At 73.0% G+C, this 26,197-nt stretch carries 22 protein-coding genes; 9 read left to right on the forward strand and 13 right to left on the reverse strand.

The features are described 5' to 3' along the window. Nucleotides 1-18 precede the first annotated feature (18 nt). The 3 genes from O7602_RS03800 to O7602_RS03810 all read right to left on the reverse strand — a co-directional run bounded on the left by O7602_RS03800 (nt 19) and on the right by O7602_RS03810 (nt 2,893). Nucleotides 19-981 carry a chlorophyllase gene (locus O7602_RS03800; RefSeq protein WP_281586842.1) on the reverse strand — a complete coding sequence of 321 codons (963 nt, stop codon included), beginning with the start codon at nt 979-981 and terminating at the stop codon, nt 19-21. A gap of 113 nt (nt 982-1,094) precedes the next feature. Continuing rightward, nucleotides 1,095-1,628: an aminoglycoside adenylyltransferase gene (locus tag O7602_RS03805; protein WP_281586843.1), complete on the reverse strand. Its 534-nt coding sequence runs from the start codon at nt 1,626-1,628 to the stop codon at nt 1,095-1,097. Between the two features lie 224 nt (nt 1,629-1,852). Next, nucleotides 1,853-2,893 carry an alpha/beta hydrolase gene (locus O7602_RS03810; protein ID WP_281586844.1) on the reverse strand — a complete coding sequence of 347 codons (1,041 nt, stop codon included), beginning with the start codon at nt 2,891-2,893 and terminating at the stop codon, nt 1,853-1,855. Between the two features lie 160 nt (nt 2,894-3,053). Here O7602_RS03810 and O7602_RS03815 point away from each other — a divergent pair, with 160 nt between their 5' ends. Then, entirely contained in the window at nt 3,054-3,227 is a 174-nt protein-coding gene (locus O7602_RS03815; protein ID WP_281586845.1) for a hypothetical protein, read from the forward strand. A 264-nt stretch (nt 3,228-3,491) separates the two neighbouring features. Here the strand turns inward: O7602_RS03815 and O7602_RS03820 are convergent, their stop codons facing one another. From O7602_RS03820 to O7602_RS03830, 3 genes are all read right to left on the reverse strand, one after another. Then, nucleotides 3,492-4,604, reverse strand: coding sequence for an acetate kinase (locus tag O7602_RS03820; protein ID WP_281586846.1), 1,113 nt, complete (start codon nt 4,602-4,604; stop codon nt 3,492-3,494). Then, a complete protein-coding gene (gene pta, locus O7602_RS03825) occupies nt 4,605-6,668 on the reverse strand; it encodes a phosphate acetyltransferase (protein WP_281586847.1) in 2,064 nt (687 codons plus the stop codon). 278 nt (nt 6,669-6,946) lie between these two features. Next, nucleotides 6,947-7,312 (reverse strand): GTPase, encoded by a 366-nt coding sequence (locus O7602_RS03830; RefSeq protein WP_281586848.1) that lies wholly within the window; start codon nt 7,310-7,312, stop codon nt 6,947-6,949. Between the two features lie 248 nt (nt 7,313-7,560). Here O7602_RS03830 and O7602_RS03835 point away from each other — a divergent pair, with 248 nt between their 5' ends. Continuing rightward, complete coding sequence (locus O7602_RS03835; RefSeq protein ID WP_281590102.1) at nt 7,561-9,663, forward strand: glycosyltransferase; 2,103 nt, start codon at nt 7,561-7,563, stop codon at nt 9,661-9,663. 7 nt (nt 9,664-9,670) lie between these two features. On the opposite strand, the gene O7602_RS03840 is transcribed toward O7602_RS03835, so the two are convergent. The 7 genes from O7602_RS03840 to O7602_RS03870 form a co-directional block, all read right to left on the reverse strand. Beyond that, on the reverse strand, nt 9,671-10,375 hold the full coding sequence (locus O7602_RS03840) for a hypothetical protein (RefSeq protein ID WP_281586849.1): 705 nt from the start codon (nt 10,373-10,375) through the stop codon (nt 9,671-9,673). A gap of 47 nt (nt 10,376-10,422) precedes the next feature. Continuing rightward, a complete protein-coding gene (locus tag O7602_RS03845) occupies nt 10,423-10,602 on the reverse strand; it encodes a DUF6104 family protein (RefSeq protein ID WP_091068787.1) in 180 nt (59 codons plus the stop codon). A gap of 65 nt (nt 10,603-10,667) precedes the next feature. Then, nucleotides 10,668-14,411, reverse strand: coding sequence for a multifunctional oxoglutarate decarboxylase/oxoglutarate dehydrogenase thiamine pyrophosphate-binding subunit/dihydrolipoyllysine-residue succinyltransferase subunit (locus tag O7602_RS03850; protein ID WP_281586850.1), 3,744 nt, complete (start codon nt 14,409-14,411; stop codon nt 10,668-10,670). Nucleotides 14,412-14,605: 194 nt separating this feature from the next. Next, nucleotides 14,606-15,451 (reverse strand): methyltransferase domain-containing protein, encoded by an 846-nt coding sequence (locus O7602_RS03855; protein WP_281586851.1) that lies wholly within the window; start codon nt 15,449-15,451, stop codon nt 14,606-14,608. A gap of 244 nt (nt 15,452-15,695) precedes the next feature. Further along, nucleotides 15,696-16,520, reverse strand: coding sequence for an ABC transporter permease (locus O7602_RS03860; RefSeq protein WP_281586852.1), 825 nt, complete (start codon nt 16,518-16,520; stop codon nt 15,696-15,698). After that, nucleotides 16,517-17,455 carry an ABC transporter ATP-binding protein gene (locus O7602_RS03865; protein WP_281590103.1) on the reverse strand — a complete coding sequence of 313 codons (939 nt, stop codon included), beginning with the start codon at nt 17,453-17,455 and terminating at the stop codon, nt 16,517-16,519. The genes O7602_RS03860 and O7602_RS03865 overlap by 4 nt, the downstream gene beginning before the upstream one ends. Before the next feature lie 139 nt (nt 17,456-17,594). Continuing rightward, nucleotides 17,595-18,251 carry a hypothetical protein gene (locus O7602_RS03870; RefSeq protein ID WP_281586853.1) on the reverse strand — a complete coding sequence of 219 codons (657 nt, stop codon included), beginning with the start codon at nt 18,249-18,251 and terminating at the stop codon, nt 17,595-17,597. Nucleotides 18,252-18,438: 187 nt separating this feature from the next. Between O7602_RS03870 and O7602_RS03875 the strand changes: the two genes are divergently transcribed. From O7602_RS03875 to O7602_RS03905, 7 genes are all read left to right on the forward strand, one after another. Then, nucleotides 18,439-19,308: a GNAT family N-acyltransferase gene (locus O7602_RS03875; RefSeq protein WP_281586854.1), complete on the forward strand. Its 870-nt coding sequence runs from the start codon at nt 18,439-18,441 to the stop codon at nt 19,306-19,308. Further along, entirely contained in the window at nt 19,305-20,312 is a 1,008-nt protein-coding gene (locus O7602_RS03880) for a lysophospholipid acyltransferase family protein (RefSeq protein ID WP_281586855.1), read from the forward strand. Before O7602_RS03875 ends, O7602_RS03880 begins: the two co-directional genes overlap by 4 nt. Nucleotides 20,313-20,557: 245 nt before the next feature. After that, nucleotides 20,558-21,397, forward strand: a complete 840-nt coding sequence (locus tag O7602_RS03885) for a DUF4097 family beta strand repeat-containing protein (protein ID WP_281586856.1) — start codon at nt 20,558-20,560, stop codon at nt 21,395-21,397. Then, nucleotides 21,394-22,038 (forward strand): PadR family transcriptional regulator, encoded by a 645-nt coding sequence (locus O7602_RS03890; protein ID WP_281586857.1) that lies wholly within the window; start codon nt 21,394-21,396, stop codon nt 22,036-22,038. The genes O7602_RS03885 and O7602_RS03890 overlap by 4 nt, the downstream gene beginning before the upstream one ends. Nucleotides 22,039-22,102: 64 nt before the next feature. Continuing rightward, complete coding sequence (locus tag O7602_RS03895; RefSeq protein WP_091068807.1) at nt 22,103-22,804, forward strand: response regulator transcription factor; 702 nt, start codon at nt 22,103-22,105, stop codon at nt 22,802-22,804. After that, on the forward strand, nt 22,801-24,345 hold the full coding sequence (locus O7602_RS03900; protein WP_281586858.1) for a HAMP domain-containing sensor histidine kinase: 1,545 nt from the start codon (nt 22,801-22,803) through the stop codon (nt 24,343-24,345). The genes O7602_RS03895 and O7602_RS03900 overlap by 4 nt, the downstream gene beginning before the upstream one ends. 62 nt (nt 24,346-24,407) lie before the next feature. After that, on the forward strand, nt 24,408-25,973 hold the full coding sequence (locus tag O7602_RS03905) for a trypsin-like peptidase domain-containing protein (protein ID WP_281586859.1): 1,566 nt from the start codon (nt 24,408-24,410) through the stop codon (nt 25,971-25,973). The last annotated feature ends 224 nt before the right edge of the window (nt 25,974-26,197 follow it).

Raw genomic sequence — 26,197 nt, forward strand, 5'->3', positions numbered from 1 at the left:
TTAACCGGGGCCCCCGCCTTACAGCCGGTCGTCGAGGGTGGCCAGGTTGCCACTCGTCGCTTCGGCGGGGAGGCGCTTCTTCGCCGCCGGGTCGCCGTAAAGGGTCCAGCGGAGGAACTCGACAGTGGTGTCGGCGACCACCCGCAGCGCCTTCCCGTCACCCAGCAGCGCCCGGCCATGATCGCCCTTCGGCAGGCTGAGCATCGCCTTCGGCCACGGCACCGCGTCGAACACGGCCTTGCCCGCCGCGTACGACACCACCTCGTCCGCCTCGCCGTGCACGAACAACTGCGGCGCGGCGGCGCCGGCGAACCCGGTGCCCACGCCGAGCGCCGTACCGGCGAACACGATCCCGGCGTCCAGCCGCTCGTCCCGGCCGGTGGTGAACAGCCCGATGGTGGTCACACCGCCGGCGCTGTGCCCGGTCGCCGCCACCCGCTCCGGATCCAGCCGGCCGCGCAGCGGATCGCCCGCCGCCTCGCCGAGCGCGAGCACCCGGGTCAACACGTACGACACGTCGGCCGGCTGGTTGAGCACGTCCAGCGGGTTGCCGTCACCACCCCGCGCGGTGTGCGGGAACCGCGGCGCGGCCACCACGAACCCGGCCGCCGCCCAGCGCGTCAACAACACCTGGTAGTCCTCCGGCCGGGCATCGAGACCGTGGCTGAACAGCACCACCGGGAACCGCCCGTCGGCCGCGCGGGCAGACCGCTCGGCGGTGCCGCCGGCCGCGCCCGTAGCCGGATACCAGAGCGTCACCGGCAACGGCCGGTCGCCGTCGCGGTTCAGCTTCAGTTGGCGTACGCCGACCGCGAAGCTCTTGGTGGGCGCCTTGCCTTCGGCGACCCGCGGCGCGGGCGTGGTGGCCTGCGGTGGGGAATCGGGGGCGGGCCGCCCGGTCGGGACGGTCGGCTTCGAACAGCCGGCCAGGCCCGCGCCGAGCAGAGCGGCGGCAACCAGGGCAACGGAACGACGGCGCATGAACCCGATTGTGCCTCGCGGTTTTAAGGAGGGGCCCCCTCTTAACGCCTGCGGTAGAGGCGGGGCCCCCTATTAACACTCGGCGCGGGTGGCGGTGCGGCGGGTGGGGCGGGTCAGCTCGGCGGGCGGCCGTCCACCGACGCCTGGAGGCGGACCAGGTCGGCGGCATCCTTGGCGCGGCGGGGACGCTCGGGCATCCAGACCGGGAACATCTCCTTGAACTCGATCTGCGCGGTGACACTGATCACCGGTGCGGCGAGCGCCCCGATCCGGCCCTGCGGCGCGTCGAGCATCCCGTCCGGCAGGGGCGTGCCCGCCCACGGGCCGGCGCCGACGACCACCCGGCCGGCCGGATCCCGGTCCAGGTAGGCGAAGCTCAGCTCGACGTCGCCGCGAAGCAGGTCAAGCTGCTTGGTGGCCGGCATCCGCGGGTCGGGCCGCCAGCCCTGACCGCCGAGCCGGGCGGCCAACCGGTCGGCGTCGTGCCGCCAGCAGTACCAGTCGACGTCGACGTGCGGACGGCGCACCGTGCCGAGGTGGAAGTCCATCGCCCAGCCACCGCGCAGCCACACCTCGATCCCGGCCGCACCGGCCAGGTCGACGACGTCCCGGATGGCGTCCAGTTGCCGCTGCTCCAGCCCGTCCATCAAGCCAACGCTACCGCCCGATGGGGGTAAGGAGGGGCCCCTTTTTAACGCCTGCGGTAGAGGCGGGGCCCCCTATTAACACCCTGCGGCAGCCGGCAGCCGGCAGCCGGCGGCGGGCGGCAGGCGGCGGCGGGCGGCAGGCGGCGGCGGGCGGCAGGCGGCGGCGGGCGGCAGGCGGCGGCGGGCGGCGGGCGGCGGCGGGCGGCGGGCGGCGGCGGGTGGGGTCAGGCGGGGAAGGATCGGGTGGTGAACCTGGTGGTGTTGGGCGCGGCGGCGTCGGCGGGGAGGCGGCGCAGGGCGGCCCGGTCGCCGTAGAGCGTCCAGCGGAGGAAGTCGGTGGTGGTGGCGAGCACCTGGGCGAAACCGGAGCGGCCCGGGGTGAGGTATTCGCCGTGGCCCTGCCGGAGCAGGCTGAGGAAGGCGACCGGCCCGAGACAGCGAGCGTACGCGGCACGACCGATCGACTGCGGGACGATCCGGTCGGCCGTGCCGTGCACGAACAGCACCGGCGCGAGGGGGCGGGCCGGGCCGATGACCATCCGACCGCCGGCGATCACGATGCCCGCCCGCAACGGCACCGGGGGTGCGGACGCGAACATGCCGAGGGCGGTGTGACCGCCCGCCGAGTGCCCGGCGGCGGCGAGCCGGTCCATGGCCAGGTGCGCGCCGAGCGGATCGTCGGCGCGGGTGCTCAGGCGGATGAGGTGGCGGACCAGCCGCCAGGCGTCGGTCGGTTGGTGGCGGACATCGTCGCGGCTGAAATTCCGGGCCCGTTTGTTGGTGCGCGGATAGGTGGGCGCTACCACGACCAGACCGGCGGCCGCCCAGCGGCTGGTCAGCGGCGCGTGCAGCGCGGGCAGGCTGCGTAGCCCGTGGCTGTAGACCACCACCGGGAACCGTCCGGCGGCCACCGGTGCCCGAGCCCACACGTTCGGCCCGATCTCCGTGCCGGCGCTCGGCGCGGCGGCCGGTCGGTCCGGCCCGGGCCGGCGGGGGGAGGCCGCCGGGTCCACCGGGTACCAGACGGTGACCGGTAGGGGCCGCGGGCCGTCCGGGTCGACGGTGAACTGCCGCATGCCCACCGGGTACGGGCGTTCGGGCGCGGGCCGGACGGCGGCCGGGATCGGGTCGGAGGTGGCGACGGCCGGCCCGCAGCCGGCCAGCAGCGCCGCCGTCAGCGCGGCTACCAGCCGCAGCGCCGCCGTCAGCGCGGCCACCAGCCGCAGCGTCGCCGTCAGCGCGGCCACCAGCCGCAGCGCCCTCACCCGTGCACCGTAGGCGACCGAGCGGTCGACCCGCGCCCGCCGTCCGGCCGGGCCGCGTCTCCACCGGCCGGATCGGTTTCGCCGCGAACGGGTGTCCGGACGCGCCGGGGCCGGCCCGGCGGGACCGTGCCGCCCGTCCCGCTTCGCTAGGGTCACGCGCATGACTGAGAACTACACCGATCCGAGCGGCAACACCGCGCAGTTCCGCGCCTTCGTGGACGCGCCCGAGTCGGCCGCGCCGGCGCCGGCGCCGTCACGGCTGCCGCTGATCGCCGGCGTCGGCGTGGTCGTCGTGGTCGTCGTCGCCCTGGTCGCCTGGCTCGCGCTCCGCTGAGCCCCGGACCTCCTTGATCCGCACCGGTACGCCGAGGTGGCGGCATCGGCCTGGCAGCGATACCGCCACCTCGGCGAAGTGATGTCGATCAAGCGGGGCGGCGTGCGCCGTGTGGGCGGGAGCGTGTCGATCAAGCGGGGCAGCGTGCGCCGCGTGGGCGGGAGCGTGTCGATCAAGCGGGGCGGCGTCCGCCGTGTGGGCGGGAGCGTGTCGATCAAGCCATCCGGCGTCCGCCACGTCGGCGCGAGCGTGTCGATCAACGGGTCAGGCGGCGAGCACGTCGCGGGTCTCGCGGGCGATCTCCCGTTCCTCGTCGGTGCCGACCACAAGCACCGCGACCTCCGCGCCGGCGGGGGAGACCACCCGGTCACCCGTACCGTCGTTGCGGGTGGGGTCGACGGTGATGCCGAGTCGGTCCAGCCCGGCCAACGACGCGGCCCGGACGGCGGCGGCGTGTTCACCGACCCCGGCGGTGAAGGCGATCGCGTCGACCCGGCCGAGCAGCGCGTAGTACGCGCCCACGTAGCCGGTGATCCGGCGGCAGTAGACGTCGAACGCCAGTGTCGCGTCCGGGTCGCCGGCGTCCCGGCGGGCCAGCACCTCCCGCATGTCGTTGACGCCGGTCAGGCCGAGCAGGCCGCTGCGGTGGTTGAGCAGGTCGTCGATCTCGTCCACGTCCATCCTGCCCTCGCGGCGCAGGTGGAAGATGATCGTCGGGTCGAGGTCGCCGCTGCGGGTGCCCATCACCAGCCCTTCCAGCGGGGACATGCCCATCGAGGTGGCCACGCTCCGGCCGCCAGCCACCGCGCACGCGCTCGCGCCGTTGCCCAGGTGCAGGCTGATGGTGTTCAGTTCGGCGTACGGCCGGTCGAGCAGTTCGGCGGCCCGCCGGGACACGTACGCGTGCGAGGTGCCGTGGAAGCCGTACCGGCGGATGTCGTATCGGTCGGCGGTGGCCCGGTCGATGGCGTAGGTGGCGGCGGCCTCGGGCAGGGTGTGGTGGAACGCGGTGTCGAAGACCGCCACCTGCGGGGTGTCCGGCAGCGCCTCCCGGGTCACCCGGATGCCGGCGAGGTTCACCGGGTTGTGCAGCGGGGCGAGCGGGACGAGATCCTCGATCGCGGTGACGACCGCGTCGTCGATGCGCACCGGGCTGCTGAACCGTCGCCCGCCGTGCACCACACGGTGCCCGACGCCGGCGAGCCCGTCGAGGTCGAGCCGGTCGAGGATCTGCCGGACGGCGGCCTCGTGGTCGGCCGGTCCGCCGTCCGGCTCACCGATCCGTTCGACGGTGCCCTTGTCGAGGACCTGGTCACCGTCGTACAGCCGGTATTTGACGGACGAGGATCCACTGTTGAGGACCAGGATGCGGCTCATTTAAGACGCCTCCGCGGCGGCCTGGATGGCGGTGATCGCCACCGTGTTGACGATGTCCGGCACGGTGGCGCCCCGGGACAGGTCGTTCACCGGCCGGCGTAGGCCCTGCATGACCGGGCCGACCGCCACCGCGCCGGCCGAGCGCTGCACCGCCTTGTACGTGTTGTTGCCGGTGTTCAGGTCCGGGAAGATGAACACGGTGGCCCGTCCCGCGACCGGGCTGTCCGGCAGCTTGGTGGCCGCGACCTGCGGATCGATCGCCGCGTCGTACTGGATCGGCCCTTCGACGAGGAGGTCCGGCCGGCGTTCGCGGACCAGCGCGGTGGCCGCGGCGACCTTCTCCACGTCGGTGCCGGCGCCGGAGCTGCCGGTCGAGTACGACAGCATCGCCAACCGGGGTTCGATGCCGAAGCGTGCCGCGGTGTCGGCCGACGAGATGGCGATGTCGGCGAGTTGGGCGGCGTCCGGGTCGGGGTTGACCGCGCAGTCGCCGTAGACCAGCACCCGGTCGGCGAGCAGCATGAAGAAGACGCTTGACGCGACCGAGACGCCGGGCACGGTGCGGATGATCTCGAAGGCGGGGCGGATGGTGGCGGCCGTGGTGTGGGTGGCCCCGGAAACCATCCCGTCGGCTCGGCCGGTCCGCACCATCATCGTGCCGAAGTAGTTGGGTTGGGCCATGGTGTCGTGCGCCAGCTCGGGTGTCATGCCCCGGTGCGCGCGCAGCTTCGCGTACTCGGCGGCGAACTCGTCCCGCCACTCGCTCGTCGCCGGGTCGACCACCTGGGCGTCGCCGACGTCGAGGCCCAGCTCACGGCTGCGCCGGACGACGTCGTCGGGGCGTCCGAGCAGGGTCAGCTCGGCGACGCCCCGACGCAGCAGCACCTCGGCCGCGCGCAGGATCCGTTCCTCGGTGCCTTCGGGCAGCACCAGCCGGCGGCGTCGGGCCCGGGCGCGGTCGATCAGGTCGTTGGAGAACATCAGCGGGGTGACCCGGGCGGAGCGGGTGACCCGGAGCCGGCGGGCCAGGTCGTCGGTGTCCACGCAACGTTCGAACGCGCCGAGCGCCGCCTCGACCTTGCGGGGGTTGGCGGTGCTGGGTCGGCCCTCGATCCGGCTGGACGCCTCGACCGTGTCGTAGCTGTCGCTGGTGACCGAGAGCACGGCCAGCCCGGTGTTCATCCGTTCGACAAGCCGCATGGCCCGCGGGTCGGGCTGTTCGCCGAGCGTGAGCACCAGCCCGGCGAGCGACACCTGCCCGGCGACGTGCGCGGCGCCGGCCGCCACCAGCAGGTCGGCCCGGTCGCCGGGGGTGATCACCAGGGCGCCGTCGGTGAGGTGGTCGAGCAGGGTCGGCACGTGTGCCGCGCCGACCACGTAGTCGAGCACGTCGCGGTCCAGCGCGGCCGGGTCGCCGGTGAGCCGGGTGGCGCCCAGGGCCGCCGCCACCTCGGCCACCGTCGGCGCCGACACGGTCGGCACCTCCGGGATGGCGTACGCGGGGACCGGCAGCTCGGGCAGCGTCATCGGCCCGGGCACGCGGTTGGCGACCACCGCCACCACGGTCGCGCCCAGGTCGGCCAGATCGTGGTACGCGCCACGCATCACCGCGCTGATCGCCTCGGGCGGCTGCCCGAAGCCGTCCACCACGGGCACCACGACGCTGCCGAACTCGGTCGCCAGGCGGGCGTTGAACGCCAGCTCGCGTGGGCCGGCGCCGTCGCCGTCGGCGAAGTCGCTGCCCACCACCACGACGGCGGGGCAGCGCCGCTCGACCTCCCGGTAGCGGGCCACGATCGTGGAGATCAGCTCTTCCCGCCGGCCGTTCGCGACAAGCGCGCTCGCCTCGGCGTACGTCGCGCCGTGCAACTCGTCGACCGGCGACTCCACCCGGTAGCGCTCGGTGAGCAGGGCCAGGATCGGGTCCGGGCGGTCGCCGGCGACGAGCGGCCGGAACACGCCGATCCGCTCGACCTGCCGGGAGAGCAACTCGGCCAGCCCGAGCGCCACGGTCGACTTGCCTCCGCCCGATCCCACTCCGGTGAGGTACACGCTGCGCGCCACGACCTCACGCTACAAGATCGCCCGAACCCCCGCCCGGGTCCTTTGACCCGGGCCCAATTCGACAAGATCATTAAAGCGCTGGATTCTATTGTGGCTGGTCAGAGCCACCCCCGGAGGTGAAGGTGGTTTTTTTTCTTGTATACAGTAATCCAGGTGGAAGGCCCGACCGAACTCATTCCCGTCGCCCCCGAACCGCCTCCCGTCTTCGTCGACTCGACCGGCCGGAGGCGTCGGCGGCTGCGGCGGCTCGCCTACTGCGCGGGTGCGGCCGGGGTGTTCTACACCGTGCTGGTGGGGGTCAGCTTCGCCGGCGGGCCGGTCACCCCGGATGCCGTCATCCCGTTCGTCGAGGCGAGCGCGGAGGAGGAGAAGCCGTCACCCACCCCGTCGGCCTCACCGACGACGACCGCCGTCACGCCGTCCGCGTCCGCGGTGACGGTCGCGCCACCGCCCGCCCGTACCGCTCCGCCCCGGCCGGCGACCACCTCGGCCACCCCGGGCGGCGCGTCCAGCAGCGCCAGCCGGAGCGCCACCGCGTCGCCCCGGCCGACCGCGAGCCCTTCACCCCCGCCGCGAACGACCAGGCCACCGGCCACCACCGAGCCGCCCACGTCGACGCCGACCACCACCGCGCCGACCACCACCGGCCCACCCCCCTTGATCGACCTGCCCGACCTGCTCCCGGAGCCGGGCCGGACCGCCGGTGAGTGAGGACCCCACCACCCGACTGGACCCGCGGCGCGTCACCGCCGCCCGCCGGCAGCGCGCCGGGCGGCGGTCGGCCGCCGCCCGGACCGCACCCACCGTCGCGCTGGACGCCGGGCAGATCGCCGCCACCCGCCGGTCCCGCAGCCGGCGCATCGTGCCACGGCCGAGCTGGCTGGTCCTCACGATGGTCTTCGTCGTCCTGGGCGGCCTGCTCTTCGTCGAGGCGTACGCCAACTCCGCGTTCGTGCCCGGCGAACGCACCGCGCCGGGCACCCAGCGGGAGGTGCCCACCTCGGTGATCGAGGGCGGTCCGATCGTCAACGTCGGCGCGGAGGGCCGGACCCAGTCGCACGAGCTGCCGCCGCGTACCATCGCCCTCACCTTCGACGACGGCCCGGACCCGCAGTGGACACCCGAGGTGCTGCGGGTGCTCGACAAATACCAGGTCAAGGCGACCTTCTTCGTCATCGGCACGCAGGTGCTGCGCAACCGTGAGCTGGCCGGCCGTATGGTGGCCGGCGGCCACGAGCTGGGCGTGCACACGTTCACCCACCCCGACCTCGCGGTCCTGCCCGGATGGCGGCGGGAACTGGAGTACGCGCAGACCCAGTTCGCCATCGCCAGCGCCACCGGGATCCGGACGTCGCTGCTGCGCTTCCCGTACTCGTCGAGCGCCGACGCCTACACCGACCGGGACTGGCCGGTGCTCCGGCAGGCCGGCGAGCTGGGCTACCTGACCGTGGTGAACGACGTCGACAGCCGGGACTGGGAAAAGCCCACGATCGAGACGATGCTCGCCAACGCGACCCCGTCCGGCGAGGCCGGCACCATCGCGCTGTGGCACGACGCGGGTGGCGACCGGTCCGGCACCGTGGCCGCGCTGGACCGGTACATCCCGATGATGCAGCAGCGCGGGTACACCTTCACCACGGTGAGCGAGGGACTGAACCGTACCCTGGCCGAGGCCGGCGTGACCGGCCCGTCGGGTGGGCAGGTGGCCGCTCCGCGCGCCGACCGGTGGCGGGGCGCCATGCTCGTCGGCGCGGTGAGTGTGGCAGACCACATGTTCGACGTGTTCGGCGTCTTCTTCCTCCTCGTCGGGGCGCTCACCGTCGGCCGGACCCTGCTGCTCTTCGTGCTGGCGCTGCGGCACGCGGCCCGCCGACGCCGCCCCGACTGGTCCTGGGGGCCACCGGTCACCGAACCCGTCTCGGTGATCGTGCCCGCGTACAACGAGAAGGAGGGCATCGCCGCGGCCGTCCGCTCCCTGGCCGGCGGCGACCATCCCGGCGGCATCGAGGTGGTGGTCGTCGACGACGGCTCCACCGACGGCACCGCCGACATCGTGGCGGCGCTCGGCCTGCCGAACGTCCGGGTGGTGCGCAAGCCCAACGGCGGCAAGCCGAGCGCGTTGAACACCGGCGTCGCGTTGGCCCGGCACGAACTCATCGTCATGGTCGACGGTGACACCGTCTTCGAGCCCGACGCGGTCCGCCGCCTGGTCCAGCCCTTCGCGGACCCGCGGGTGGGCGTGGTCGCCGGCAACGTCAAGGTCGGCAACCGCCGGAGCCTGATCGCCAAGTGGCAGCACATCGAGTACGTCATCGGCTTCAACCTGGACCGCCGCCTCTACGAGACGTTGCACTGCATGCCCACCGTGCCCGGGGCGATCGGCGGGTTCCGCCGGAAGGCGCTGGCCCAGGTCGGCGGGATGACCGACGAGACCCTCGCCGAGGACACCGACATCACCATGGCGCTGGGCCGGGCCGGCTGGCACATCGTGTACGAGGAGAGCGCCCGCGCCTGGACCGAGGCCCCCGCCACGCTGGGCCAGCTGTGGAAGCAGCGGTACCGGTGGAGCTACGGCACCATGCAGGCGATGTGGAAGCACCGGCGGGCGGTCCTCGACCGCGGCTCGTCCGGCCGGTTCACCCGCCGCTGCCTGACCTTCCTGACCCTGTTCGGCGTGCTGCTGCCACTGGCCGCCCCGGTGATCGACCTGCTCGCCCTGTACGGGTTGTTCTTCCTCGACCGGACGGAGACGGTGGTGGCCTGGCTGGCGATGCTCGCGGTGCAGTTCGTCACCGCGGTGGTGGCCTTCCGGCTGGACCGGGAGAAGCTCGGGGTGCTGTGGGTGCTGCCGCTCCAGCAGTTCGTCTACCGGCAGTTGATGTACCTGGTTCTGCTCCAGTCGGTGGTCACCGCGTTGACCGGGGGCCGTCTCGGCTGGCAGAAGCTGCGGCGTACCGGAAATCTCGACGTGGCCGCGCAGCGCGGCACCGCCTGACGGCCGGTCACGCCGGCGTCCTCGGCCGGGCGTCCGGCCCGGTGACGGCGAGCCCGTCGACCGGCTCCGCGGCGCGGAGCAGGGCGTCGCTCTTCGCCACCCAGGCCGCGCCGAAGGCGAACACGGCGAGAATCTCGCACCACAGCACCGGCTTGACGGTGTGCCGGGTCGGGTCCGGTAGCCGCGTGCTGGCCAGCGCGAGCGCGACCGCGAGCAGGATGAGCCCGCCGCAGGCCCGGTAGAAGACCAGCGCGGAGCGGCGGGGCGGGACACCTGCGGTGTCCGGACGGACGAACAGGAACAGGCAGAAGACGGCGAGCAGGGCGAAGAGCCCGGCCGCGGCGACCTGGTGCACCACACCGGCGATCCGGTCGCTCTCGCCGAGCGGGGCCGACCGTACGCCGGTCGCGGTGGGGAAGAGCGCCACCGCGACCGCCAGCACCCCGGCGACGGTGCCCAGCAGGTCGTCCGGCCGGCGGTAGCGGTAGCTGATCAGGAAGACCCCGACGGCGCACATCGCGCCGACGAAGACGTCCCGCATCTCGCTGTGGTAGTAGGCGCTGAGGGAGTCGAGGAGGGTGAGCCGCCGGGTGGTGGCGATGTGGCCGACCACCAGCACGACCGGCAGCGCGAGGCCGACCGATCCGATACCGAGGCGCAGGTGGCGCACGGTCACCGCGTCCTGCGGTGGCTTTCGGGTGTCGAGGTTCATACCTCAACAGTGGACGTCACTCAACGCCATTGGTCAAACGCGAAGAGTCACTCATCGTCCTCGTCGTCGAGGCGGGCCAGCCAGGTGGCGAACCGCTCGACCGGGGTCTCGAACTCCGGGTTCAGGTCGACGAAGTCGCGCAGGCGCTCACCCAGCCACTCCAGGCTGACCTGTTCGTCGCCCCGGCGCTCGACCAACTCCTCGATGCCACGGTCGGTGAAGTACACGCCTCATCCTCTCGTCGTACGGCAGCGGCCCGCCCCGGTGCCGGGACGGGCCGCTGCCGGTTGTGTCACGGGCGGGGCAGCGCCGCCTCGATCAGCGCATTCTGCTCGACCTCGTGCATCTTCGCCGAGCCGACCGCCGGGGCGGCGGCGGACGGGCGGGAGATGCGACGCAGCCGCACCTCGGGCAGGTGCTCCAGCAGGTTGAGCGCAACGAACGACCAGGCGCCCTGGTTGGCCGGCTCCTCCTGGACCCAGGCGAAGTCCTCGGCGTTCGGGTACTGCGCCAGCGCGGACCGGACCTCCTCGACGGGAAGCGGGTAGAGCTGCTCCATCCGCAGGATCACGGTGTCGGTGACGCCCCGCTCCTGCCGGGCCTGGAACAGGTCGTAGTAGACCTTGCCCGAGCAGAGGAGCGCCCGCTTGACCTGCTCCGGCGCCGGCGCGGCGGTGTCGGCGAGCACCGGGGCGAAGGTGCCCGTGGTGAAGTCCTCCACCGGCGACACGCAGAGCTTGTGCCGCAGCAGCGACTTCGGCGTGAACACCACGAGCGGCTTGCGTTTGGGCGACAGCGCCTGGCGGCGCAGCAGGTGGAAGTAGTTCGCCGGGGTGGTCGGGATGGCCACCCGCATGTTGTCCTCGGCGCAGAGCTGGAGGAAGCGCTCCGGGCGGCCGGAGGTGTGGTCCGGCCCCTGACCCTCGTGGCCGTGCGGCAGCAGCAGGGTGACCGCGGAGCGCTGGCCCCACTTCACCTCGCCGGAGGAGATGAACTCGTCGATCACCGACTGGGCGCCGTTGACGAAGTCACCGAACTGGGCCTCCCAGGCCACCAGCGCGTTGACGTTCTCCACCGAGTAGCCGTACTCGAAGCCCATTGCGGCGTACTCCGAGAGCAGCGAGTCGTGCACGAAGAAGCGGGACCGCTCGCCGTCGGCGGTGAACGTCTTCAGCGGCAGGTAGTCGTCGCCGGTGCGCGCGTCGACCACCGAGGCGTGCCGCTGGACGAACGTGCCGCGGCGCGAGTCCTGCCCGGCGAGCCGGACGGTCACGCCGTCGTGCAGCAGCGCGCCGAACGCGATGATCTCGCCGAAGCCCCAGTCGATGTTGCCCTCGACGGACATCTTCCGGCGCCGCTCCAACAGCTGCTGGATCCGCTTGTGCGGGGTGAAGCCCTCCGGCAGGTTGACGTGCGCCTCGCCGATCGCCTTGACCACGGCGGCGTCGGTGGCGGTGTCGACCTGCGGCTCCGGCTCCTCCGCCCGCTTCGGGCGATCGAGCTGGCGCGGCGTGGTGGCCGCGTCCCGGGTGGCCTTGAACACCCGTTCGAGCTGCGCCTGGTAGTCGCGCAGCAGCTCCTCGGCGTCCTCCAGGGTGATGTCGCCGCGCCCGATCAGCTCCTCGGTGTAGAGCTTGCGGACCGACCGCTTCGAGTCAATGATCTTGTACATCTGCGGGTTGGACATCGACGGGTCGTCGCCCTCGTTGTGCCCGCGCCGGCGGTAGCAGACCAGGTCGATCACGACGTCCTTGTTGAACGCCTGCCGGTACTCGAAGGCGAGCCGGGCCACCCGTACGACCGCCTCCGGGTCGTCGCCGTTCACGTGGAAGATCGGCGCCTGGATCATCCGGGCCACGTCGGTGCTGTAGAGGCTGGACCGGCTGTATTCCGGGGCGGTGGTGAAACCGACCTGGTTGTTGACCACGACGTGCACGGTGCCACCGGTGCGGTAGCCGCGCAGCTGGGACAGGTTGAGCGTCTCGGCGACCACACCCTGGCCGGCGAAGGCGGCGTCACCGTGCACCGCGAGCGGCAGCACGGTGTAGCCCTCCAGCTTGAGGTCGATCCGGTCCTGCTTGGCCCGGACGATGCCCTCCAGCACCGGGTCCACGGCCTCCAGGTGCGACGGGTTCGCCACCACCGACACCTTGACCGCGTGCTCGCCGTCCGGGGTGGTGAACTTGCCGTTCTGGCCGAGGTGATATTTCACGTCGCCCGAGCCCTGCGTGGACCGCGGGTCGAGGTGCCCCTCGAACTCGGAGAAGATCTTCTCGTACGGCTTGCCGACGATGTTCGCCAGCACGTTGAGCCGGCCGCGGTGGGCCATGCCGATGACGACCTCGTCCAGCCCGGCCTCGGCGGACGACTCCAGCACCTCGCCGAGCAGCGGGATCAGCGACTCGCCGCCCTCGAGCGAGAAGCGCTTCTGGCCCACGTACTTCGTCTGGAGGAACGTCTCGAACGCCTCCGCCGCGTTGAGCCGGTTCAGCACGTGCTTCTGCTCGTCGGTGTCCGGCTTCTCGTACTTGCGCTCGACCCGTTCCTGGATCCAGCGCCGCTCCTCCGGGTCCTGGATGTGCATGTACTCGATGCCGACCCGGCGGCAGTAGGAGTCGCGCAGCACGCCGAGGATCGAGCGCAGCTTCATCCGCTGCTGGCCGGCGAAGCCGTTGACCGGGAAGACCCGGTCCAGGTCCCACAGCGTCAGGCCGTGCTGGAGCACGTCCAGGTCGGGGTGCTTGCGGATCTCGAACTCGAGCGGGTCGGTGTCGGCCATCAGGTGGCCGCGGACCCGGTAGGCGTGGATCAGCTCGTGCACCCGGGCGGTCTTGTTGATCTGGCCTTCGCTGTCGACGGCCACGTCCCGCATCCAGCGCACCGGCTCGTACGGGATGCGCAGCGAGGTGAAGATCTCGTCGTAGAAGCCGCGCTCGCCGAGCATCAGCTCGTGCATGACCTTCAGGAACTCGCCGGACTGGGCGCCCTGGATGATCCGGTGGTCGTACGTGCTGGTCAGCGTGATCACCTTGCTGACCGCGTTCTCGGCCAGCGTGGCCTCGCTCATGCCCTGGTAGGGCGCCGGGTATTCCATCGCGCCGACGCCGATGATGGCGCTCTGCCCCTGCATCAGGCGCGGGATCGAGTGCACCGTGCCGATGCCGCCCGGGTTGGTCAGCGAGATGGTGGTGCCGGAGTAGTCCTCCATGGTCAGCTCGTTGCGGCGGGCGCGCCGGACCACGTCCTCGTACGCCTGCCAGAACTGCCGGAAGTCCATCTGCTCGCAGCCCTTGATGGAGGGCACCACCAGGTTGCGGGAGCCGTCCGGCTTGGCCAGGTCGATGGCGATGCCCAGGTTGACGTGCTCCGGGCGGAGCATCGCCGGCTTGCCGTCGACCTCGGCGAAGGAGTTGTTCATCTCCGGGTGCTCGATCAGCGCCCGGACCATCGCGTACCCGATCAGGTGGGTGAAGCTGACCTTGCCGCCGCGACCGCGGGCCAGGTGGTTGTTGATCACGATGCGGTTGTCGACGAGCAGCTTCGCCGGGACCGCGCGCACGCTGGTGGCGGTCGGGACGGCGAGCGAGGCGTCCATGTTCTGGACGATCTTGGCGGCCACGCCACGCAGCGGAGTGGTGCCGGCGGCGCTCGCCGCCGGCGCCTTGGTGGCCGGCTTGGCCGGGGCGGCCTTCTTCGCCGGGGCCGGCTCGGACGCCTTCGTCGCCGGCTTGGCGGCGGGCTTCTGCGCCGGCTTGGCCTTCGCGGGTGCGGCCTTGGCCGGGGCGGTCTGCTCGGTGACCGTGGCGACGGCCTCCTGCTGCTCGGCCGGCTCCGGCTCGGCGGCCGGCTTGGCCGGCGCGTCCGGGCGCGGTGTGGCGGCGCCCGGCGCCGGTCGGTAGTCGGCGAAGAAGTCGTGCCAGGCCGAGTCGACGCTCGATGGGTCGGCGAGGTAACGCTGGTACATCTCCTCGACGATCCACTCGTTCGGGCCGAAACCCGCCAGTGGGTTCTCCTGCGATGTCTGCTGGGTCGACACGGCCGCTAATCGCCTCTTTCACGCGGTTGTGAATGTCACGCGGTGGGCCCCCGCGCCCGGTTCGCCGGGAGCACAGGGATCGGATCCCAGGCTACGCCGTGGGATTGCCGCAGGCATTCTCGCCTCCGCCTGGTGGCCCGTTTCACAGAAGATGCCACAAGTTGGGCAAACGCTGCGTGTTCCGCCGACTCCTGCTAGCGAGAACCGGCCGGTGGGGCGACCGCCGTCACCAGCCACACGGCCGCCTCCACCCAGACTCCGTCGGCCCGCCGGCGGGCGGTCAGATCCTCCGTCAGGGCGTCGAGCACCCGCTCGACCGTCCGTTGATCGTCCAGTCGGCCCAGCAGCTCGCGGACCCGGGAGGTCCCCCGCAGATACCCCAGCACGTCGTCGACGTCGGACCCGAGCCGGGCCGGTTCCCGGCGGCCCTCCACCCGCACGTCCACGAAGCCGGCCCGCACGAGGAGATCACCGATCCGCCACGGGTCGGTGAAGGCGTCCCCGTCGCCCCCGCCGGGCGGCAGTGTCGCGTGCGCGGCGACGGCCCGCGGCGCGAGCGCGAAGACCTCGTTGCTCGCCTCGTCCTGCCAGCACAGGAACGCCAGCCGGCCGGCCGGTCGCAGCCCGGACCGGAGGTTGGCGAACGCGGCGTCCGGATCCTCGAAGAACATCACGCCGAAGCTGCTCAGCACGACGTCGAAGCCGGCCGGAGCCAGCGGATGCGTCTGGGCGTCACCCTGCACGAACCGGATGCCCGGCACCCCGGCGGCAGCGGCCGACTCCCGGGCGACGGCCAGCGCCGGCGCGGACAGGTCGAGGCCGTCCACGGCACCGCCCGGTCCGACGGACCGGGCCGCGGCGATCGTGGTCTCCCCGCACCCGCACCCCACGTCGAGCACCCGGTCTCCCGGGGCGAGCGCCGCGGCGCGCAGCAGGTGCGGCGTCAGCGACCGCCGCACCGCGTGGTGCCGCTCGCGCTCGGCGACCCACCGGCGACCGGTGTCCCCGTTCCAGCGCAGCGCCTGCTCGGCGTTCGCCATGCGTCACCTCGGTCCTCAGCGACGACGGAGGCCGGGCCTCCCCGCCAGACGGTAACCCCGGTTCGCGGCCCGGTCGAGCTCCGGCGGCTGACGCCGCCCGGCCGGCGAGGGCGACGCACTGGTACGGGCAGCGCGCCGGTGCGGGCGACGCCGGCGGCGGTCAGTCGAAAAAGGGCTCCGGCCGGTGACACGGAGTCACCGGCCGGAGCCTGTCGTGCGGGTGGATCAGGAGATCGCGGGTGGGTCAGGAGATGTCGCGCCGCCGGATGGTGGCCACGCCGATCACGCCGGTCACCACCGCGTACCCGATCAGCACCGCCGCGCCCGCCCAGCGCGGCGGGTTGCCCGGGATGTCAGCGCCGCTCACCATCAGCGAGGAGGCAAGTGACGGCACCAGCAGTTGCAGCTCGTTGATCCAGTCGCCGAACCGCTGCGCCAGCAGCCCGATGGCGATGGCCGCGCCGATGGTTCCGCCCAGGTAGAGCAGGATGCCGGTCACGGTCGCGCCGATCTGGCTGCGGATCAGCACGCCGAGCCCGACGCCGAGCACCGACCAGAGCAGGTACGCCAGCCCGTTCAGAGCCACGGCGCGCCACACCGCCCCGCTGCCGAGCTGTGTATCGACGTCCGTGGCGTTCAGGATCAGCGGCGCGATGATCAGGTTGAGCGCCGTGGTGACGATCCAGAACAGCAGCGCCAGCACGCCGGCCGCGACCAGCTTGGCCAGCATCACCGCGGTGCGGTGCGGCGCGGTGAGGAACGTGGTGGTCACCGTCTGGTGGAAGAACTCGCTCGTCACCACCACGATGCCGAGCAGCATCACGATGAGCAGGCCGAAGAACTGGCCATTCGTGTAGAGGTTGGCGGCGATGCTGGCGGCGCTCGACACCGCCTGGATCTGGTCGGCCTGGTCGGCCGGCACGTCGCCCACGTTTCCGCTGGCCAGCGCGTCGGTCTGCAACCAGTTGAAGCCCATCGCGAGCGCCCACAGCGGCAGGCTGATCAGCCCGAAGATCCACCAGGTGCTCGTGGTACGGATCTTGAGCAGTTCGGATCGGACCAGCGTCATCGGATCTCCGCCTTTCCGGCCGTCAGCTCCAGGAAGACCCCTTCGAGGTCGGGACGTTCGGTGGTCAGCTCGTGCAGCTCGACCTTCGCGGCCAGCGCGAGCCGGCCCACGGTCGGCGCGTCCACGCCGCTGACCAGCAGCACGCCGTTCGGCTGGGCGTCGACCGTGGCGGACTGCTCGCGCAGCGCCGCGGCCAACTCGTCCGCCTGCGGGGTCTGCACCCGCACCCGGGCGCCGTGCGTCATCGAGCCCATCACCTGGTCGACCGGCCCCTGCCGGACCAGCTTGCCGGCCGCGATGATCACCACGTCGTCGGCGAGAAGCTGCATCTCGGAGAGCAGGTGGCTGGAGACCAGCACGGTACGACCCTCGGCGGCCAGGCCCTTGAGGAAGCCCCGCATCCACCGGATGCCCTCCGGGTCCAGGCCGTTGGCTGGCTCGTCCAGGATCAGCACCTGCGGGTTGCCGAGCATCGCGGCGGCGATCCCGAGGCGCTGCTTCATGCCCAGCGAGTAGCCCTTGAACTTGCGCTTCGCCGCCGGGGAGAGCCCGACCAGGGCGAGCGCCTCGTCCGCCCGCTCCTTCGGCAGCCCGGCCGCCGCGCAGATCACCCGCAGGTGGTTGATCCCGGTGCGGCCCTTGTGCGCGCTCGACGCCTCCAGCACCGCGCCCACCGTGCGCAGCGGATCGGGCAGGTCGGCGTACCGGTGGCCGCCGATGGTGGCCGTGCCGGCGGTCGGCGTGACCAGGTTGAGCAGCATGCGCAGCGTGGTCGTCTTACCGGCGCCGTTCGGGCCGAGGAAGCCGGTGACCCGGCCCGGCTCGACGGTGAACGACAGATCGTCGACCGCGCGGACGTTCTTGTATTGCTTGGTCAAGCCGGACACGATGATCTGGCCGGTCCCGGCACTGGGGCGTGGCTGCCCGTCGGACATCATTCTCCTCTCCTGCCCCGGCGCGCTGAACGCACGCCGGTGGGACGCCGTTGCGGGGGCGCCCCGCACAGCCTTCCAACCCGGCGCAAGGGGGTCAATCAGGCGGGATGCGTACCCGCCGTCCTCCTCAGGGAGGAGATCAGGCGGTCGGCAGCGCGACCCAGGTGGCCCGCGCCCGGCCCATGAGCGCGCCGTCCGAACCGTACAGGCTGGTGTGCACCTCGGCCTTACGCCCCGCGAAACCCACCGCGACGCCGGTGACCACGCACACGTCGCCGGGGCGTGGCAGCGCCGTGACCTGCGCGGCGATCCGGCCCAGCACGTACGGGCGGCCGGCGGAGAGCACCGCCCACCCGCCGGGACAGTCGAGCGCCGCCCAGACCGTCGCGGGCACCACCTCGGCCGGGGCGCGGAACGGCGCGGCGGTCCGCCCGTCCGGCAGCCGGCCGGGAAAGATCCGCAGGCCGTCCGGGTGCTCCGGGCCACAGACGTAGCAGCGGGGGAACGGGTGGTCCACCAGACCGGGGTACGCCCGCGCGGCCACCTCGGCCGTCGCCCGGTCCACCGGCGGCACCACGGCGTCCACCGGCTCGACCTCGCGTACCTGGGCGATCAGCCGGCCCTCCGGATCACGCACCTCGCCGTCGGCGGCGACCAGCGGGGTGTCGAGCGGTGGCGGCCGGCGCAGCGTGACCTCCACCGGACCGCGGTCGTCGATCAGCGCGGCGAAGATCCCGGCGCTCCAGCCGCCGTTGCCCGAACCGTCCGGCCCGTGGAAGCGGCCCTCGACAAGCATGTGCACCTCCTGGTTCCGCCGACGCCGCCGCGGACGTTGCCGCCGCGGACGCTGCCGACGCCGCCGGTGGTCGTCCGGCAGCCTCGCACACGCGCCGCCCGGCCCGCACGCCACCGCCGGCAGGCGTTCACCCGATCGACACCGCTCACCACCGGGTACGGCAACCCGGGGCACCTACACAGGAGTCATGGCCGTTCTGCACGCCGCTGGCGCACCCCTCACGACCAGCGGTTACACCCTGCTGATCGCCGACGACCCGACCCTGGTCGCAGCCGCGCAACGCCTGCGCCACGACGTGTTCGCCGGTGAACTCGGCGCCACCCTGACGCCGGGCGCCGCCGGGCTCGACACCGACGAGTTCGACGCACACTGCGACCACCTGGTGGTGCTGCGCGAAGGCACCGACGAGGTGGTCGGCACCTACCGGCTGCTGCCGCCCGGCCGCACCGACCGCCGGTACGCCGACAGCGAGTTCGACCTCGGGCCGCTGGACCCGCTCCGCGGCGACCTGGTCGAGGCCGGCCGCTCCTGCGTGCACCCCGACCACCGCACCGGCGCCGTGATCAATCTGATGTGGGCCGGCATCTGCCGCTACCTGCACCTGCGCGGCTCCCGCTGGCTCGGCGGCTGCGCCTCGGTGCCGGTCACCGACGGCGGGACCGCCGCGGCCGAGGTGTGGACGCAGGTCACCGCCCGGCACCTCGCCCCGCCGCCGCTGCGGGTGACCCCCCGCCGACCCTGGTTCGCCGAGGCGCCGGTCACCACCGCATCCGCCGCCTCCGCCGCGTCCGCCGCATACGCCGCGTCCGCCGCGTCCGCCGCATCCGCCGCGTCCGTCGCATCCGCCGCATCCGCCGTACCCGCCGCGCTCACCCCGGCCCAACGCCGGGCGCTGGTGCCGCCGCTGCTCCGCGGTTACCTGCGGCTCGGCGCCTGGGTCGCCGGCGAACCGGCATACGACCCGGACTTCGGCTGCGCGGACTTCTACGTGCTCTTCTCGCTGGACCGGATGAACCCCCGCCACCTGCGGCACTTCCTCGGTGAGGTGGGACCGTGACGACGGTCGACGGTGCCCGCCGGCCGCACGGTGAGGGCCTGTGGCGGCCCGCCTCCGGCTGCGGGCCGACGTGCCTGCCACCCCGGGTCGCCCCGGACGTGTCGCTGCCGCACCGGGCCGGCCGGCTGCTCGGCGTACTCGGAATGCTCCTGATCGGGGCCGGGATGGCCGCGCTGCTGCCGGTGCTGCCGGCGGCCGACCGGCGGGTCGCGCTGCGGGGCTGGGCCCGCGGGACGCTCCGTGCGCTCGGGGTACGGCTCGTGGTGCGGGGCCGCCCGCCACGCCGCCGCGCGCTGCTGGTCGCCAACCACGTCTCCTGGCTGGACGTCCTCGCCGTGCTCGCGGTGTCGCCGGCCCGGATGCTGGCCAAGCGGGAGGTCCGGGCCTGGCCGGTGGTGGGCGTGCTGGCCGCCGCGGCCGGCACCGTCTTCGTGGACCGCTCCCGGCCGCGCGACCTGCCGGCCACGGTCGCCCGGGTGGCCGACACGCTGCGCGCCGGGCACCCGGTGGCGGTGTTCCCGGAGGGCACGACCTGGTGCGGCGCCGCGACCGACTGCCGCCCCGCCCGCGGCTTCCGCCCGGCGATCTTCGAGGCCGCGGTGACCGTCGGCGCGCCGGTGGTGCCGTTGAGCGTCGGCTACCGGTACGCGGGCGATCCGAGCACGCTGCCCGCCTTCCTCGGCGAGGAGACGCTCTGGGCCTCGGTCCGCCGGGTGCTGGCCGCCCGGGACCTGACCGCGGCGGTGACCGTGGCCGCCGCCCTGCACCCGGCCGCCGGGGCGGACCGTCGGCTGCTGGCACGCGCCGCCGAGGCCGCGATCCACCGCGCCCCGCCCCACCGCTTCCCAATCCCGCCGGCACCCCCGGTCCTCGCGCCCTCCCCGGTCCCGCCGGCATCCCCGGTCCTCGCGCCCTCCCCGGTCCCGCCGGCACCCCCGGTCCTCGCGCCCTCCCCGGTCCCGCCGGTGTCCCCAAGCGGCCCGACACTCGACCTGGCCGCCTGACCGGCCCGCTCCCACTCCCGCCAACCCCGCGTCCGCATCGGTGATCATGAAGTTGGCGGTCCGGGGAAGCGCTCTCTGGTCGGCTAACTTCATGATCACCGCCTTGGGTGGGGGTGGGTGGGGCGTGGGGCTGGGTCAGGAGGGTGGAGACGCGATACTGTCTTGTTCAGTCGCGATGTATCGCGTTATGCTCCTCGCGATACCTGGCGTGTCCCGGGCGGGCGCGTCATCGAGGGGAGGACGCCATGGCCGGTTGGACTGTCGACAGCCCGCAACGGATCACGTTGGACGAGCCGGTCACCCGGCTGGAGGTCCGGCTCGTCAGCGGTCGGCTCAACGTGGTCGGCACCGACGGCCCGGCCCGGGTCGACGTCACCCGGGTCAGCCGCCGGCCGCTCGTGGTCGAGATGCACGACGGCCGGTTGACCATCCGGCACGACCGGATCGCCCGCTGGCCGGGGGTGCTCTGGTGGCTCGGCCAGCTCCGCCGCCGGTTCCGCGCCGAGGTGTCGGTCGCCGTCCCGGCCCAGGCGGTGGCCGACCTGCACCTGGTGGACGGCACGCTTGTCGCCTCCGGGTTGCGCCGGGACACCCGGGTCGACGTCGCCTCCGGCCAGGTGACATTGATGGGGCTGCGCGGTCGCACCACCGCCAAGGTCGTCTCCGGCCCGGTGGAGGCGCTGGGCATCGGCGGCGACCTCGACCTGGAGACGGTCTCCGGCGAGCTGATCCTGGCCGACAGCGCGCCCGACCGGGTCCGCGCCCACGCGGTCTCCGGATCGATCACCTGCGACCTGGACAATCCGCGGGGCAGCGAGATCCGGCTCAGCGCCATCTCCGGCAGCATCACCGTCCGGGTCCGCGAGGACAGCGACCTCAGCGTGCACCTGCACACCACCTCCGGCCGGATCACCAGCGGCTTCCCGCAGGTCTGCGGCGGGCAGCACGGCTTCGGCGCGGTGAAGGACAGCCACGGGGTGCTCGGCGGGGGCGCGGGTAAGCTCTGGGCGTCCGCGACGTCCGGCAGCATCGCGCTGCTGGCCCGCCCGGTCGTGGACGCCGACGACGTGGAGGATCTGCCGTGACCGCCGTGTTCAGTCACGGGCGGCTCCGGCTCTACCTGCTCAAGCTCCTCGACGACGGGCCGAAGCACGGCTACGAGCTGATCCGCCTGCTGGAGGAGCGCTTCCTCGGGCTCTACGCGCCGAGCGCCGGCACCATCTACCCGCGCCTGCAACGGCTTGAGGTCGAGGAGCTGGTCACCCACACGGCGGTGGGCGGGCGGAAGGTCTACGAGATCACCGAGGCGGGCCGCGCCGAGCTGCGGCAGCGCGCCGAGGAACTGGTCACCCTGGAGGCCGACATCAGCGCCTCCGTGGAGGATCTGTCCGCGCTGGCCGGCGAGATCCGCACCGAGGTTCGCGGCTCGGTGCGCGACCTGAAGCGGGAGCTGCGCGAGGCGACCCTCCAGACCCGGCAGGGCCGCTGGACGCCGCCGACCACCCGGCCCGGTGGCAACCGGGGCCGGGCGGGCGGTGGGAGCGGTCCGGACCCGGCCCGTCCGGCCGAGTCGCCGCTGCTCGCCGAGTTCGACAAGCGGCTGGCCGCGTTCACCGTCGAGGTCGGTGCGCTGGTCCGGGCCGGGCGGCTCAGCGACAACCAGCTCCGCACCGCGATCCGGCTGCTCGACGGCGCGCTCGACGGGCTACAGCGGCTGCTCCGCTGACCTCACAGGTTGTTTCCAGCTTCCGCCCAGCGTGGCCGCAGCCGGAGCACGGATGATGGGTGCCATGGCGGCTACCCAGACCGAGGCCCGACTGCTCGTCGTCGAGGACGATCCCAACATCCTCGAACTGCTCTCCGCGAGCCTGCGCTTCGCGGGCTTCGACGTGGCCACCGCGACAAGCGGCAGCGCCGCGCTGCACGCCGCCAAGGACCACCGGCCCGACCTGGTGGTGCTCGACGTGATGCTGCCCGACCTCGACGGCTTCGAGGTCATCCGGATGCTCCGCGAGGGCGGCACGCGTACCCCGGTGGTGTTCCTGACCGCCCGGGACGCCACCGACGACAAGATCCGGGGGCTGACCCTGGGCGGCGACGACTACGTCACCAAGCCGTTCAGCCTGGAGGAGTTGACCGCCCGGATCCGGGCCGTGCTGCGGCGCACCGCGACCGGTGAGCAGGCCCCGTCCCGGCTCACCTTCGCCGACCTGGAGCTGGACGAGGAGACGCACGAGGTGCACCGGGCCGGCCAGCGGGTGCAGCTCTCGCCGACCGAGTTCAAGCTGCTGCGCTACCTGATGCTCAACGCCAACCGGGTGCTCAGCAAGGCGCAGATCCTCGACCACGTGTGGAACTACGACTTCCGCGGCGACGACAACATCGTCGAGTCCTACATCTCCTACCTGCGCCGCAAGGTCGACAACACCCAGCCCCGGCTGATCCACACCCTGCGCGGGGTCGGGTACGTGCTGCGCAAGCCGGCGGCGTGAACGCCGTCCACGACGCGAAGGGCTGGGTGCGCAGCGTTCCGCTCCGGTTGAAGCTGGTCACCGCAGTCCTGGCCCTGGTGGCCGGCGCCCTGCTCGTGATCAGCGTCTCCACCGCCTACTTCCTGCACAACTACCTGGTCGGCCGGATCGACGGCGAGTTGAACGACCAGCTCGACCGCGGTGTGACGGTCAGCCAGAAAAACTCGACCACGCTGCCGACCGACTACATGGTGGCGCTGTGGAGCAGCTCCGCCCAGCGTGGCGCCGCGCTCCGCGACGAGACGCTGCAGGACCAGGACCTGCCGGCCGGCATCGAGGACCAGTCCTGGTACGACAGGCACGCCAACGGCGGGGCGTTCACCGAGGAGGGCGCCGACAAGCGGGTCCGCTGGCGGCTGATGGTCCGGCAGGACAGCGGGGACTCGTACCGGGTGATCGGGCAGAACCTTACCGATGTCGATCTCTCTGTGCGGCAGTTGCTCTGGATCGACCTCCTGGTGGGCGGGGCGGTGCTGATCATCCTGGCGTCGGTCGGCGCGGGCATCGTGCGTACCAGTCTGAAGCCGCTGGTGGAGATCGAGCGGACCGCGGCGGCCATTGCCGGCGGTGACCTGACCCGGCGGGTGCCCGACCCGGAGGAGGGGCGGCCGTGCCCCACCTCGGAGCTGGGCCGGCTCTCCCGGGCGCTGAACGCGATGCTGGCGCAGATCGAGGCCGCGTTCACCGCCCGGGCCGCCTCGGAGGCGGCGGCGCGCAGCGCCGAGGTGGGCGCCCGGGACGCCGCCGCGTACGCGCAGGCGTCCGAGGCGCGGGCCCGCCGGTCCGAGGAGCGGATGCGGCAGTTCATCGCGGACGCCTCGCACGAGCTGCGGACGCCGCTGACCACCATCCGGGGCTTCGCCGAGCTGTTCCGGCAGGGCGCGGCGCGGGCCCCGGAGCAGACTGCCGACCTGCTGCGCCGCATCGAGGACGAGGCGTCCCGGATGGGGCTGCTGGTCGAGGACCTGCTGCTGCTGGCGCGGATGGACCGGGAACGGCCGATCGCGTTGGCCCCGGTGGAGTTGCCGGTGCTGGCCTCGGACGCGGTGGAGGCGGCCCGGGTGGTCGACCCGGACCGGCGGATCGAGCTGGAACGGGAGCCGGGCGCCGGTCCGCTCGTGGTGCTCGGTGACGACGCCCGACTGCGGCAGGTGATCGGCAACCTGATGACGAACGCGCTCACCCACACCCCGCCGGACGCCGCGGTGACGCTGCGGTTGCGGGCGGAGCCGGGGAACCTCGCCGTGGTGGAGGTGGCGGACAACGGTCCCGGCCTCACCCCGGAGCAGGCCGAGCGGGTCTTCGAGCGGTTCTACCGGGTGGACGCGGCGCGGACCCGCCGGGCCGGCGGACCGATCAGCACCGGGCTCGGCCTGGCCATCGTCGCCGCGCTCGTCGCGGCGCACCACGGCACGGTGGAGGTGGCCGAGACGCCGGGTGGCGGGGCGACGTTCCGGGTGAAGCTGCCGCTGCTGCCCGAGGCGCCCGAGCCGGGCGAGTGACTTACAGAAAACATTCAGGCGGATTCCAGGCTGGTGACAGTGCGACGGGGAAAGCTGTAGGCATGACCGACCACGAGACCGAGCCGCAGCGGTCGCCGGCACCTGCCGACGCCGAGCCGTCGCACCACACCGCCGAGCTGCCCCGCGCCGAGAGCGGGACATCGGACTCCACCCCGGCCGCCGCGTCGGTTCCGGCCGACTCCCCGGCCGCCGGAACCAACGCCCACGCCGACTCGCCGGCCAGCCCGTACGCGCCGTCGTCCGGGTCCACGGCCAGCCCGTACGCCCAGCCCACCGGGACACCGGCCAGCCCGTACGCACCGCAGCACCCGACGTCCGGCCAGCACCCCTGGTACGGGGGGCAGCAGCACGGCGGCTGGGCGCAGCAGGGCGCCGCCGGCTATCAGTCGCCGCAGCAGGCCGGAGGCACCAGCTATCCGTCGCAGCCGCACTCCGGCGGGCCCGTGCCGACCTACCAGGCGCAGCCCGGGCACCAGCAGTATCACCCGTATCAGCAGCATCAGCACCAGGCCGGGCAGCCGGTCCCGCCGTGGGGTCAGCCGCAGCAGCCGGCGCGGCCGAGCCGGGCCGGCAAGTTTGTCGGCGCGGGCGTGCTGGCGCTGGCGCTGATGCTCGGTTCCGGCGTGGCCGGGGGCGCGCTCGCGCTCGCCCTCGACGGGGGCGGCGGCGTCACCCGCACCTACTCGGCCGCCCCGGTGATCAACAGCGCCGACCTGCCCAAGATCGCGGCGTCCGTCCAGGACAGCATCGTGACGATCATGACGGACAGCGGTGAGGGCTCCGGGGTGATCCTCAGCGCCGACGGGTACGTGCTCACCAACAACCACGTGGTCGCCTCCGCCAGCGGCGACACGGTGAAGGTGGTCTTCGCCGACGGCAAGAACGCCCCCGCGAAGATCGTCGGCACCGACCCGAAGACCGACCTCGCCGTGGTCCAGGCCAGCGGCGTGAGCGGCCTGAAGGCGGCGAAGTTCGGCGACAGCGACGGCATGCAGGTCGGCGACCAGGTGCTCGCGCTCGGTAGCCCGCTCGGACTCCAGGGTTCGGTGACCGCCGGCATCCTCAGCGCCCGCGACCGCACCATCTCCGCCGGTGAGGGCGGCCAGCAGCAGGCCCCGCAGCAGGGCGTCAGCTCGATCTCGGGCCTGTTGCAGACCGACGCCCCGATCAACCCGGGCAACTCCGGCGGCGCGCTCGTCAACACCCGGGGCGAGGTGATCGGCATCAACACCGCGATCGCCACCGCCGGGCAGGGCAGCAACGGCAACATCGGGGTCGGCTTCGCCATCCCGAGCAACAAGGCCAAGGACGTGGCGGAGAAGCTCCAGCGCGGCGAGAAGATCAGCCACCCGTCGCTCGGGGTCAGCGTGAACGCCGCCGAGGACGGCGGCGCGCTCGTCGCCGCGGTCACCCCGGGCAGCGCCGCCGAGAAGGCCGGGCTCCAGCGGGGCGACGTGATCACCAAGTTCGGTGACAAGGTGATCAACGACTCCAACGATCTGGTCGGCGCCGTGCAGGCCGGCAAGGTCGGCGACCGGGTCGAGATCCAGTTCAAGCGAAACGGATCCGACGAGACGGCAACCGTGACGCTCGCCGAGACGTCATAGTTCCCGAAGACCTGCCTCCCTCGCGGGCGGCGGGCGACAGAGCCAAGGGGGTTGGCTCCGTCGCCCGCCGCCCCTCTTCGTCCCTCACCCGGTGCGGGTGACCCCGCCTCACCCGCCGTTTACCCGGTGCCGGCTCGGGAACCCGTCGCCCGCCGGGGACCAACGGGGAGGGGCGCGTAACCGTGAACCAGCCGCTGTCGGAGCGCACGCGAGCCGGGCCCCTC

It is taken from the genome of Micromonospora sp. WMMD1128 (assembly GCF_027497235.1).
In the GTDB taxonomy this organism is placed as follows: domain Bacteria; phylum Actinomycetota; class Actinomycetes; order Mycobacteriales; family Micromonosporaceae; genus Micromonospora.

Coding starts and splice junctions, on each gene's coding strand:
- O7602_RS03800 (WP_281586842.1), bottom strand. CDS start 981: ATGCGCCGTCGTTCCGTTGCCCTGGTTGCCGCCGCTCTGCTCGGCGCG.
- O7602_RS03805 (WP_281586843.1), bottom strand. CDS start 1,628: ATGGACGGGCTGGAGCAGCGGCAACTGGACGCCATCCGGGACGTCGTC.
- O7602_RS03815 (WP_281586845.1), top strand. CDS start 3,054: ATGACTGAGAACTACACCGATCCGAGCGGCAACACCGCGCAGTTCCGC.
- O7602_RS03820 (WP_281586846.1), bottom strand. CDS start 4,604: ATGAGCCGCATCCTGGTCCTCAACAGTGGATCCTCGTCCGTCAAATAC.
- O7602_RS03835 (WP_281590102.1), top strand. CDS start 7,561: ATGGTCTTCGTCGTCCTGGGCGGCCTGCTCTTCGTCGAGGCGTACGCC.
- O7602_RS03840 (WP_281586849.1), bottom strand. CDS start 10,375: ATGAACCTCGACACCCGAAAGCCACCGCAGGACGCGGTGACCGTGCGC.
- O7602_RS03855 (WP_281586851.1), bottom strand. CDS start 15,451: ATGGCGAACGCCGAGCAGGCGCTGCGCTGGAACGGGGACACCGGTCGC.
- O7602_RS03860 (WP_281586852.1), bottom strand. CDS start 16,520: ATGACGCTGGTCCGATCCGAACTGCTCAAGATCCGTACCACGAGCACC.
- O7602_RS03865 (WP_281590103.1), bottom strand. CDS start 17,455: ATGTCCGACGGGCAGCCACGCCCCAGTGCCGGGACCGGCCAGATCATC.
- O7602_RS03870 (WP_281586853.1), bottom strand. CDS start 18,251: ATGCTTGTCGAGGGCCGCTTCCACGGGCCGGACGGTTCGGGCAACGGC.
- O7602_RS03875 (WP_281586854.1), top strand. CDS start 18,439: ATGGCCGTTCTGCACGCCGCTGGCGCACCCCTCACGACCAGCGGTTAC.
- O7602_RS03885 (WP_281586856.1), top strand. CDS start 20,558: ATGGCCGGTTGGACTGTCGACAGCCCGCAACGGATCACGTTGGACGAG.
- O7602_RS03895 (WP_091068807.1), top strand. CDS start 22,103: ATGGCGGCTACCCAGACCGAGGCCCGACTGCTCGTCGTCGAGGACGAT.
- O7602_RS03905 (WP_281586859.1), top strand. CDS start 24,408: ATGACCGACCACGAGACCGAGCCGCAGCGGTCGCCGGCACCTGCCGAC.